Genomic DNA, 10318 nt, shown 5'->3' with positions numbered 1-10318 from the left:
ACTTAATGGCAGTGACGCGAAGCATAGGAACGATGCGCTTGGATTTCGGGATGTTATTTCCAACCATAGCCTAAGTGGTGAGATGTACCAGTAAGAGAGGAGGGCGCTAATCCACAATCTTGTATTTTTGCCGGGAGGCGTCCACCCGATCACGCAGTTCATTGCCCGGATTTCAATGCGGTCACCCTGGGACAGTGTTGCGCTAAGGTGATCAGCGATGCAGCGAACCGCTAGCTCCACATCTTTCAATTGTAAATGCGGTTGTTTTTGCGCGATCATTTCGATCAATTCTGAACGGGTCATATGTCTCCTGAAAATACCGATGTGTTTGCCCGCTATTTTAGCCGGAATCCAAGCTGACGCGGGTTAGTAAGGCTTCTGATCTCAGCTTTTAGTCCCTTCCAGAAGGGGATAGTCGGGGATAGTCGGTGTAAGGGTTGAAAGACGCCGGAAACAAAGCAGTTTATCGCTATAGCGTCTACCTTTACGATGTAGCCTTTAATTCTATAACCCAAGCACCATGACAGCCACAAAGCCATTTTCCCAAGCCTGTGAAAACAATAAAAGCCCTATTTTAGCTATTCTGCGCGAGGTATTCACCCAACCGACGACCGTGTGGGAAATTGGCAGTGGTACCGGGCAGCATGCTTGTTTCTTTGCTCGTCAACTGCCCCACCTTACCTGGCAACCGATGGACAGACTCGAGAATTTAGCTGGCATACAACGGTGGCTGGATGACACGCAGTTACCCAACATCCGATCGCCGTTGGCACTGGATGTCAATGATGACGCCTGGCCTTGTCAGGCTATCGACGCGCTATTCACCGCCAATACCTTGCATATCATGAGTGCGGCCGAAGTTGAAACCTTATTCGAACGGCTCGGTGTTGTGCTTAATGTGCACGCCGCAGTCTGCGTTTACGGCCCCTTTAATTATCAAGGCCGTTTTACCAGCGACAGTAATGCTAGGTTTGATCAATCGCTCAAAGCACAAAATCCTGTCAGCGGCATCCGTGACTTTGAATGGGTCTGTCAACTCGCTGACAGGATTGGTTTGCAGCTGCAGGCGGATCATGCCATGCCAGCGAATAATCGGTTACTGGTTTTTAAACGGATATTCTGAAATCCGGACGATGCAGAACAAGTAGTGAGCACTCAGCCTGTCATGATCAATACCTCCTCACTTTCGCAATAAACCTCGAATATCGACCCTAAGGGGTGTTTTTCAAAGCAGTACGCTTTTGCGTTGCCGACATACTGCAGACTAAAGAGGATGAATCACATTGGTCACCACACCCCAGACCACCAGTTCCAAATCATCGGTCAACACGATATCAGGATAGTGGCGATTTTCAGCCCGCAGTAACCACTGCTGGTTTTTCTGCAGCAAGCGCTTCACCGTCAGCTCGCCATTCAAGGCGCAAATCACAATCTTGCCGGATACCGGTTTCAGCGAGCGATCCACCACCAGAATATCATTGGGATGAATACCGGCACCCAGCATTGATTCACCTTGCGCCCGCACAAAAAAGGTGGCGGCGGGTTTTTGAATCAGTAGTTCGTCCAGGCTCAGTGATTTATCGACATAATCCGCCGCCGGAGAAGGAAAGCCGGCAGACACCTGGCCAGCAAATAGCGGTAAACGAAATTTGATGGGTCTTTGCGCCGGCTTGAATACGGCTATTACAGGGCTTAGACTTAACACGTCATCGGTGGTATTGATCTTGAAAGGGAGGGCTGGCATAACGGCAATGGCACACGAAACAGGGGAGTGATAGTCTACCCCTGAAAACATCAATGTTCTATGTTTGTTCTTATTTTGTTTTTATGTCATGCTGTTGTACAGTCTGTTGTCTAGTTACCGCCAGCTGTTGCAATCATCCAATCACTACCTACTGTCATGCAACCTTTAGCCTTTGTCGATTTAGAAACCACCGGCGGTTCAGCCAACCGAGACCGCATCACCGAAATCGGTATCGTACTGGTGGATGATGACGGGGTACGGGAATGGAGCCAGCTGGTGTTTCCGCAGATGCGTATTCCGCTATTTATCGAACAGATGACCGGCATTAGCAACCCCATGGTCGAACAGGCGCCGCCGTTTGCCGAGATTGCCCAGCAGGTCGAGCAATTGTTACAAGGTCGTTTGTTCATCGCTCACAATGCTCGTTTCGATTATGGCTTTTTGAAGAATGAATTCAAACGTGTGGGTATGAGCTTCCAGCCCTCCGTATTATGTACGGTGAAATTATCCAGAGCCTTGTTCCCACAACACCGTCAGCATAATCTTGATAGTTTGATCCAGCGCCATGGCCTGAGCGTCACCGATCGCCACAGGGCCCTGGCCGATGCGCAAGCCCTACACCAATTCTGGCAACAACTTTCAGGGCAATTTAGTCAGGCCACACTACTCGACACCGTGCAAAAACTGGTCAATCGTTCCAGTCTGCCGTCGCACATCGATCCGATGCTGGTGCATGAAATGCCGGAAGGTCCGGGGGTGTATTTGTTTTACGGCGAGAACGATCTACCGCTGTATGTCGGTAAAAGCGTCAATATTCGGCAACGAGTGCTGTCGCATTTTTCCGCCGACCACCGCAGTAACAAAGAGATGAGTCTGTCGCAGCAACTTCGGCGCATCGACTGGCTCGAAACTGGCGGCGAACTGGGCGCTTTGTTGACCGAAGCCCAACTGATCAAACAGCTGATGCCGGTGCATAACCAGCGACTGCGCCGTAAAAACGCCTTATGCGCCTGGCAACTGCAACAACAAGGCGAGCATCTGGTACCCAGATTAACCTGGGCCAGTGACTTGGATTTTGGTACACAGAATAATCTGTACGGTTTGTATCATAGCCAACGCGACGCTCAAAAAGCCCTGCGCCATCTGGCCGAACAACATCAACTGTGTCTCAGCGTGTTGGGGTTGGAAAAAACCGGCAAAAACAAACCCTGTTTTGCCCAGCAATTAAAGCGCTGCCAAGGCGTTTGTGTTGGCACAGAGCAGTCGCTGCAACACTCGACTCGCTTATTGGTCGCCATGCAGTCACTAAAACTGGCCAGCTGGCCGTATCCCGGTGCCATTGGTATTCGGGAAGCTGATGAGCTACATGTGATCGATCATTGGTGTTATCTGGGGACGGCCAAAAACGAAGCCGAGGTCGATGATTTATTATACGCCGGACGCCCAGCTTTTGATCGGGATACCTACATGACCCTCAACAAAGCCTTGAAGAAAGCCAAACCGGTTGTATTGAACCAAAGGGTTTAATCTATGATCGTAATCAGCCCACAATCATGCATACGAGGTTCTAGCCATGCCCCAGCCGATCAACCGCCGCCTGAATCCGAAAAAACTGCTGTTAAGCAAATGGACAGCTGCCATGCCGCGTGACAAGGAAAAGCATTTCATCGTCACCCAAGTGATCACGCCGGACCAGCCTGACCTGCCGATCGAATGGGTGGAACTGGAAGCCGTGTATTCTCACCGCAGTTACAGTCTGCCGTGGCGCGAACTGACCGATACTAGCGTTTGGTTACAAGGTTGGCAGTAATGCAGAATGCTTTGGCATTCACGGCCCCATCGATGAACCAGTCGTAAACGCCATGTGCGGCCGCTACCAACTCACAGCCACTTCAGAAGCCATAGCTGAGCATTTCCAATTGCTGCGGCCGGTGAAATTTCAACCCAGCTATAACATCGCCCCGGCCCGAAAAATCCTCACCATCGTCGAACTGGACGATCAATCGCGCAAGGCCGTCAATCTGTTCTGGGGCCTGGTGCCATCGTGGGCCAAGGATAACAAAAACAGCTCGCATCTGATCAATGCCCGGGCTGAAACGGTGCGTGAAAAACCCTCGTTTCGCTCGGCGTTCAAACAGCGGCGCTGCTTGATACCCGCCACAGGCTTTTACGAGTGGGCGAAAAATGCAGATAGCAAACAGGCTTTTCATATCCATCGATCAGATCAACAACTGTTTGCCTTTGCCGGCCTTTGGGAGCAATGGCAGCATGACACAGAAACCCTGTATTCCTGCACCCTTATCACCACGGCAGCCACTGAATTAATGCAACCCATTCACGATAGAATGCCGGTGATAATTCCGCCCGAACACTATCACCCATGGCTGGATAAAACCGCTGATGCCGATCAAGCGTTTGAGTTACTGGATAATCAGACCTATGCACAGATGATAGCCACGCCCGTCAGCGATTGGGTGAATAATCCTCGGCATGATGATGAGCGGTGTATACAACTAATATCACCTTTACAGTAAGCAGGCAGCAAACTAACGTCAGCGTGAGTCATGAAAAGCTTGACGAGCAAACTGAGTATCAGTAAAAAACAGGCTAACTTTCTTGGCGGATCAGTAAAACAGCATGAATGACGTAAACCTCGCAGCCCGAAAACACAGCATGAGTCGAATCGTTTCTTCAATACCCGGACGAATCAGGATTCGCGATAACAAGTTGCGCGATCAAACGATACTGGACAGACTGAAAACGGAACTCTTGAACATGTCGGTGATTACGACGTTAGAAGACAACTGTCGAACCGGCAGTCTTCTCGTGCGGTTCAACAAAAATAGTGTGGCGATGCCCAGCATAGAATCACAGATTGATTCTGCCGTTGATCGTGTGATTGGAAACCCTGCTGCGTCACAACGATTGCTATCGAAAAAGAATCTAAACCGTTATAACAAAATAGCCATGCTGTTATTATTAGGCACCTCTTTGTCTACCTTAAACTTGGCTGGGCGGAAACGCCGGATACGTTGGCATCGATTGACGGGTTACTTATTTTTCGCCAATCTCGGGGTGCATTTATTCACCTATCGGAAATCGTTATTTCGATTATTTCGTTAATTAGCCCGATTAGCTAAGCTCATTGGTTCGCGCGACGCAGGATACTGGCGCTTGTCGAATTCTGTTTCGGTTTGTGGGGCAATCTTAGTGCAGAGAATGAGTGACAAGGCTATTAAACTAAAGACAGCCCATACTGCAAAAGCATGTTTAGATTTACCCGTTTCTAAACGTTTTTTCTTTTTCAGGCATAGGTGTTCTTTTGTGCTTTATTGAATGAAATTAGGCCTCTGTCCGAATCGCGGACGGATATATTAGCGCCAAGATGAACGATATTTCTAAAACTTGACGGGTGTAAAGGATAAGCAGCATGACCGATTTGAACGACTTTATCGCCAGCATGCCGAAGGTTGAATTGCATCTTCATATTGAAGGAAGCCTTGAGCCGGAGATGCTGTTCGATTTGGGGAAACGCAACGCCGTTGTTTTGCCGTTTTCCAGCGCCGCCGAGGTGCGACAGGCCTATGATTTCTAGCTAGGCGCTCAGAAAACCTCCGTTTAGAGAACAAATATTAGTTGTTACTCACTAAACCCCAACGTCATTTTACTGCCTTAACAGCATTGAAGCGGTTTGCAGACTCAGTCACAATGGTTCCCTTTAAACTCAGTAAAGACACTATCAACATGACGGCTTACAAATGGCAGTTCGCAGCGCGTTTTCGATATCAGGCTTTTGGATGGCAATCGGATAAACCGATACAACGCATTAAAGAAGCCCTGTCCGAAATTAAGCAGGTTGCAAAGAAAGAGCCGGCATTAGCCGCTGCAGGCGCTGTCCTTTTTTTAGAAAAAATTTCACCCGCCATCCAACAGGTTGATAGTTCTTCCGGTACTATCGGATCCATAGTTAACCGTGCTATTGATACCTTGGTACCTATGATTGCCAAAGCGACCGTAGCACCTGCCATGAGACAACAATGGCTGCAACGCTTGTGGCTGGCGTTACAGGATGACAATGTGCCGTATATCGAGGAATTGGGCGGTTACTGGGGTGAGCTGTGTGCTAACCCTGAGTGCGCGTCCCAATGGGCTGATGAATTCAGACCTGCTGTGGAACAGGTGTCGCAGGCATCAGGTTATGCGTATTTTAAGGGTTCAAGTGCCTATCTCTCTTCACTGTATGCCGCTGGCCGGCACGAAGAATTGTTGGTGATGTTGGAAAACCCCTATTTCAGCGGCTGGTGGTATCGTCAATGGGGTGTTCGGGCATTACTGTCTATGGATAGAAAGGCCGACGCTTTACGTTACGCCGAAGATAGCAAGAAGATCATCAATACGCCAATATCGGCCGTTGCTAAGGTTTGTGAAGACATTTTATTATCGTCAGGTCTTTATGAAGAAGCCTATAACCGCTATGCGCTAGATGCCAACATAGGTACAACCCATCTTGCTACGTTTCGAGCACTCGTCAAAAAGTACCCGCATAAACCTGCGGCTGACATACTGCAGGATCTGGTGGCTAGTGAACCCGGCACTGAAGGAAAATGGTTTGCAGCTGCCAAGGACGCAGGTTTATTCAACGTGGCAATCGAGTTAGTCAACAAGAGCCCAACCGACCCACGAACGCTTATTCGAGCTAGCCGGGACTTTGCCGAAAAACAGCCGGATTTTGCGGTGTCTGCTGGAATGGCGGCGCTACATTGGATAGCCCGGGGCTATGGTTATCAAATAACCGCCGGTGATGTGTTGGAAGCTTACTCGTCCGTTTTAAACGCGGCTAGTGCTAAAGGCATGACTGACGCACAAATAAAAGCTCAAATCCGCAATGTGATTAGCAAAGGTGATTTCGGCAATAATATTCTGGCAACGTTAAAAGATAGGTTAATCGGATAAAGAAGTGATTGTGTGCATTAAAATGAAAACCGCCATCGAATACAAATCCGCTAGTTAAATTGCTCAAAAGCAGCCACCGGCAATGAGCAAATCTTTGTTTTCTGGTCGTCGGCAGTCGGCCAAAAGCTGCCGATCGGAGTAGCTATCCAATTATAATAATTAGAGCCTGCTCAGTAATTATAACCATTTGATATATATAGATTACTGTATTATTTTTGATATAATAGTGCATGAAAAATGAGCCAACACCCTCAAAAACCGTGCACCTATGATTCGAATCTCTAGCTCAAAACAACTGACGATTGCCGAATTCGACTGGCCCTTTGATACAGTGCTGGATAAGCATAATCGTTGGGTCAAATTAAGCGAATGCATCCCCTGGGATGAGCTTGCTGAAAGTTACTATCAAGGATTTGTCGCCGATCGAGGTCGTCCGATGAAAGACGCTCGCCTAGTGATAGGCGCTGTCATCATCAAACACAAGTTGTGCCTGTCGGATATGGAGACCGTGCAGCAAATCCAGGAAAACCCCTACCTGCAATTCTTTGTTGGGCTGCCGGGGTATCAATCGACTGAACCTTTCGCCTCGTCACTCTTCGTCGAAATCCGCAAGCGCATGGGCGAAGCCGTCTTTGAAGGCTTTCACCGCGCCATTATCGAGGCGCATGAAGGCAAAAAGCCTGTAACACCCGAACCGGCAACATCGACCGCATCCCTGGATTGCGCCGAGCCTGACGTTGAGCCCACCAAAGAAGAGATCACGATTTCCCCCGCCGAAACCCAAGCGCAAACCAGTCCAGCGACAACACACCAAGGTCAATTAATTTTAGACGCCACCGTGGTAGAACAAGCCATTCGTTTTCCCACCGACTTGAGTTTACTGAATGAAGCGCGCGAATTCAGCGAACAGATCATCGATACCCTGTGTAAAAATCTGAAGGTCGACCAAAAGCCCCGCACCTATCGCCAGAAAGCACGCTCGGCGTATTTGGCGATCGCAAAACAAAAGCGCCCAGGCAAAAAAAAACTACGCCGTGGTCTTAAGCAACAACTACAGTATCTGCGCCGCAACCTCGCCCACATTGAACAACTTCTGGCGCTGATTCCAGAAGGCACACCCCTGCCATTACCGTACTGGTTGCTCTATCGCTACTGGGTGATTCAGCAGGTATACGCACAGCAATGGGCAATGTACCAAACCAAAACACGACGCTGTGACCATCGTATCGTTAGTATCAGTCAACCTTATGTGCGGCCCATGGTGCGCGGCAAGCTCGACAAGCCTGTTGAATTCGGCGCCAAGCTCAGCGTCAGCCTGACCGGCGAAGGTTTAGCCCATGTTGATCACCTGCGCTGGGATGCCTTTCACGAGGGTCTGGACTTGGTTGCTCAAGTCGAAGCCTATCTGGATCGCTATGGCTACTATCCAGAACGAGTCATGGCCGATCAACTCTACGGCACCCGCGCCAATCGCGAATACTTGAAGCAACGCGGTATCCGCTTTGCCGGCAAACCGCTGGGCCGCCCAAAACAAGAAAACGAGGAAAACCGCGAACAATTGAAACAGGCCAAAGAACAACGCAGGCAAGAGTATCTGCAGCGCATTCCCATCGAAGGGAAATTCGGCCAGGGTAAGAATGGCTACCGACTCAACTACATCCGTGCCAAACGAGCGAATACTTCGTTCGCCTGGATCAACAGCATCTTCCTGGTCATGAACCTACTGATCCTGCAAAGGATCTTTTTTGTCCTGGAAAAAGGCAGCTTCGCAAGTTGGATAACGGTCATAAGAAAGGCATGGTCAATGACGCGTTTAAATCCACGCAACTATTTCACGCTACCGGGTCGTTCAATTGGCCGCGCCGCGTGATTTACTGAGCAGACTCTAATTAAGGCATCATGTAACCCGATCGGCTGTCCGGTATTCGGCTACAGTTTGGGTCATCGTTTGATGGCTCTAGGCTCAATGCGTCCGGGTCGGTTGCCAACCAAGTGTTCAGCCATGAAAAGGAGCAGACCCGAGATGGAATCCGGGCCACCCGTTTGCTTTTGGGTTTACCTTTGCACCCACTGCGATTCATATAGAGCCAATTTCACTTTGCCCCCCGTGGGCTAACTTGAGTCGCTGACACAAAAAACTCGATGATATCCTGACTTCGCTCGGGCCAATGTGAATGGATTTGATCACCTTCACAGTACAACGTTTTTACGCCCTCGGCACACCCCGAATAAGAGGAGCAGCCATTTGCGATTTTATCCGGAATAGGATCACATTTATTACAAGCGGCCCACCAACCCACCGCTTGCTGACCATAACCAGGAAACAGGCGATCCTTGCTGCTGTGCAGAACCATAACCGGCAAGGGTTCAGGGCATCTGCGGTCGCGTAAATCATCATACGCAACCCCTGCTGCGCTCGGCGCAATGGCACGTGGGATGTGTCGTGTGCCAGTCATAAATGCTAATGCCATCGCCGAAGTCCCTCCATCGGAATGTCCGGTAACATAGATTTGTTTTTCATCAATACACCACTTTTTAGCCATTAAACTGGGAATGCTGCCTAATTCTACGGTAGTGCTGGGCGACAATTCCGGATGATCCGCATAGGCCACGATGAAACCGGCTTGGGTAGCAGGAAAAGTGAATCCAGTTGTTTTTTCGGTTTTAGCCCGATTCGATCCCGCCGGCGAAAATACCAGTAATAGTGGGTGGGCAACGGATGCATCATAATTGGCTGGTGTGCGGACATTGTATTTGATGCCGTTTTCGGTTTCTTCGCCATAAGTCTCTCCAGCGTCTCCACTAAGTTGATCAGCTTTGCAAAGACGTTGCAGCATCTCAGGCCGATACACGGCTTGCCCCAATTCTACGGAGCCGCCAGTATGATCCATCAAAAGCATGACAACCATTACTAATATCGGTAACCCGAATAGCACTTTCTGCCAAGAATTAATTCTTAAAAAATAAACCTTTAATTGAGTCATATTCATAGTCATATTCCCCCTAAGTTCGTTTGACTCGTCTGTACCATTCGATCATGCCTCAGATGAGTGATTGGACGCGTCCTTATTCGCTAACTTCAGTAATATATAAGCCAGCAACAACAAGCTCCCGATCATCACAATCTGCAGCATATAGCTTTTTCCCGGAACCGATTCCAGGCCAACAGAGAACGGAATATGAGTATCAAGACGCTTATCCTTGTCGACAATAGCGATGTGAGCCAAATAATTACCAGCACCATACTGACTAAAATCGACCAAACTATCGAAAGTGCCGTTTTTAACTTTTTTCGGCTGCTGATAAAAAACCCTTTGCCCTTCAGGTTCTTTGGTGATTTCGAATTCCACGCTGACATTGCGCAGACTTTTACCTTCGTAGTCGAACACCAAATTAGTTGGGCCGATTTCGGGAATGATGCTGCAATATTCCCGATCCCCTGACAGAGTCGGGGTATAGGCCGTGAAATGGACTCGTTCGAAACCAACCCTCGTAACGCAAGCATCGGCCTCGTCAGGCGCACCGCGATGCGCTTGGACAATAGTCGGCATTAATCCGACCAAAAAGACAACAGGCAGCAGACTCAGCCACCTAATGCGTTTATAAGCCACCTTTTTTAGT

At 49.1% G+C, this 10318-nt stretch carries 12 protein-coding genes; 8 read left to right on the top strand and 4 right to left on the bottom strand.

Annotation, left to right across the window (positions count from 1 at the left end; all coding sequences use genetic code 11):
• Positions 1-303 (bottom strand): HU family DNA-binding protein (locus tag A1359_RS21725; protein WP_157200422.1); only part of this gene is annotated, 303 nt, incomplete at its 3' end.
• 217 nt (positions 304-520) lie between these two features.
• On the opposite strand from A1359_RS21725, the gene A1359_RS00870 reads away from it, so the two are divergent.
• On the top strand, positions 521-1123 hold the full coding sequence (locus tag A1359_RS00870) for a DUF938 domain-containing protein (protein ID WP_066976607.1): 603 nt from the start codon (positions 521-523) through the stop codon (positions 1121-1123).
• A 141-nt stretch (positions 1124-1264) separates the two neighbouring features.
• Here the strand turns inward: A1359_RS00870 and A1359_RS00865 are convergent, their stop codons facing one another.
• On the bottom strand, positions 1265-1744 hold the full coding sequence (locus tag A1359_RS00865) for a LexA family protein (RefSeq protein WP_083960429.1): 480 nt from the start codon (positions 1742-1744) through the stop codon (positions 1265-1267).
• A 156-nt stretch (positions 1745-1900) separates the two neighbouring features.
• Here A1359_RS00865 and A1359_RS00860 point away from each other — a divergent pair, with 156 nt between their 5' ends.
• The 7 genes from A1359_RS00860 to A1359_RS00835 all read left to right on the top strand — a co-directional run bounded on the left by A1359_RS00860 (position 1901) and on the right by A1359_RS00835 (position 8567).
• Positions 1901-3271, top strand: a complete 1371-nt coding sequence (locus A1359_RS00860; protein ID WP_066976604.1) for a 3'-5' exonuclease family protein — start codon at positions 1901-1903, stop codon at positions 3269-3271.
• Positions 3272-3317: 46 nt separating this feature from the next.
• Positions 3318-3554, top strand: a complete 237-nt coding sequence (locus A1359_RS00855; RefSeq protein ID WP_066976601.1) for a TIGR02450 family Trp-rich protein — start codon at positions 3318-3320, stop codon at positions 3552-3554.
• 52 nt (positions 3555-3606) lie between these two features.
• A complete protein-coding gene (locus tag A1359_RS00850; RefSeq protein ID WP_066976598.1) occupies positions 3607-4278 on the top strand; it encodes an SOS response-associated peptidase in 672 nt (223 codons plus the stop codon).
• Between the two features lie 103 nt (positions 4279-4381).
• A complete protein-coding gene (locus A1359_RS00845; protein ID WP_232322065.1) occupies positions 4382-4867 on the top strand; it encodes an HMA2 domain-containing protein in 486 nt (161 codons plus the stop codon).
• A 307-nt stretch (positions 4868-5174) separates the two neighbouring features.
• On the top strand, positions 5175-5339 hold the full coding sequence (locus A1359_RS22170) for a hypothetical protein (protein WP_157200421.1): 165 nt from the start codon (positions 5175-5177) through the stop codon (positions 5337-5339).
• 149 nt (positions 5340-5488) lie between these two features.
• Complete coding sequence (locus A1359_RS00840) at positions 5489-6697, top strand: hypothetical protein (protein ID WP_066976613.1); 1209 nt, start codon at positions 5489-5491, stop codon at positions 6695-6697.
• Positions 6698-6965: 268 nt separating this feature from the next.
• On the top strand, positions 6966-8567 hold the full coding sequence (locus tag A1359_RS00835; protein WP_066976593.1) for an IS5 family transposase: 1602 nt from the start codon (positions 6966-6968) through the stop codon (positions 8565-8567).
• Positions 8568-8790: 223 nt separating this feature from the next.
• On the opposite strand, the gene A1359_RS00830 is transcribed toward A1359_RS00835, so the two are convergent.
• A complete protein-coding gene (locus A1359_RS00830; RefSeq protein WP_066976588.1) occupies positions 8791-9687 on the bottom strand; it encodes an alpha/beta hydrolase family esterase in 897 nt (298 codons plus the stop codon).
• A 45-nt stretch (positions 9688-9732) separates the two neighbouring features.
• Positions 9733-10308, bottom strand: coding sequence for a hypothetical protein (locus A1359_RS00825; RefSeq protein WP_066976610.1), 576 nt, complete (start codon positions 10306-10308; stop codon positions 9733-9735).
• Positions 10309-10318 lie beyond the last annotated feature (10 nt).

The organism is Methylomonas lenta (genome assembly GCF_001644015.1).
Lineage (GTDB): Bacteria > Pseudomonadota > Gammaproteobacteria > Methylococcales > Methylomonadaceae > Methylomonas > Methylomonas lenta.
This window is presented reverse-complemented; position numbering and strand designations above follow the sequence as displayed.

Bases quoted from the DNA above. Each gene is read 5' to 3' on its own strand.
- A1359_RS00850 (WP_066976598.1), top strand. From the start codon at position 3,607: ATGTGCGGCCGCTACCAACTCACAGCCACTTCAGAAGCCATAGCTGAG.
- A1359_RS00840 (WP_066976613.1), top strand. From the start codon at position 5,489: ATGACGGCTTACAAATGGCAGTTCGCAGCGCGTTTTCGATATCAGGCT.
- A1359_RS22170 (WP_157200421.1), top strand. From the start codon at position 5,175: ATGACCGATTTGAACGACTTTATCGCCAGCATGCCGAAGGTTGAATTG.
- A1359_RS00830 (WP_066976588.1), bottom strand. From the start codon at position 9,687: ATGAATATGACTCAATTAAAGGTTTATTTTTTAAGAATTAATTCTTGG.
- A1359_RS00860 (WP_066976604.1), top strand. From the start codon at position 1,901: ATGCAACCTTTAGCCTTTGTCGATTTAGAAACCACCGGCGGTTCAGCC.
- A1359_RS00870 (WP_066976607.1), top strand. From the start codon at position 521: ATGACAGCCACAAAGCCATTTTCCCAAGCCTGTGAAAACAATAAAAGC.
- A1359_RS00855 (WP_066976601.1), top strand. From the start codon at position 3,318: ATGCCCCAGCCGATCAACCGCCGCCTGAATCCGAAAAAACTGCTGTTA.
- A1359_RS00845 (WP_232322065.1), top strand. From the start codon at position 4,382: ATGAATGACGTAAACCTCGCAGCCCGAAAACACAGCATGAGTCGAATC.
- A1359_RS00835 (WP_066976593.1), top strand. From the start codon at position 6,966: ATGATTCGAATCTCTAGCTCAAAACAACTGACGATTGCCGAATTCGAC.
- A1359_RS00865 (WP_083960429.1), bottom strand. From the start codon at position 1,744: ATGCCAGCCCTCCCTTTCAAGATCAATACCACCGATGACGTGTTAAGT.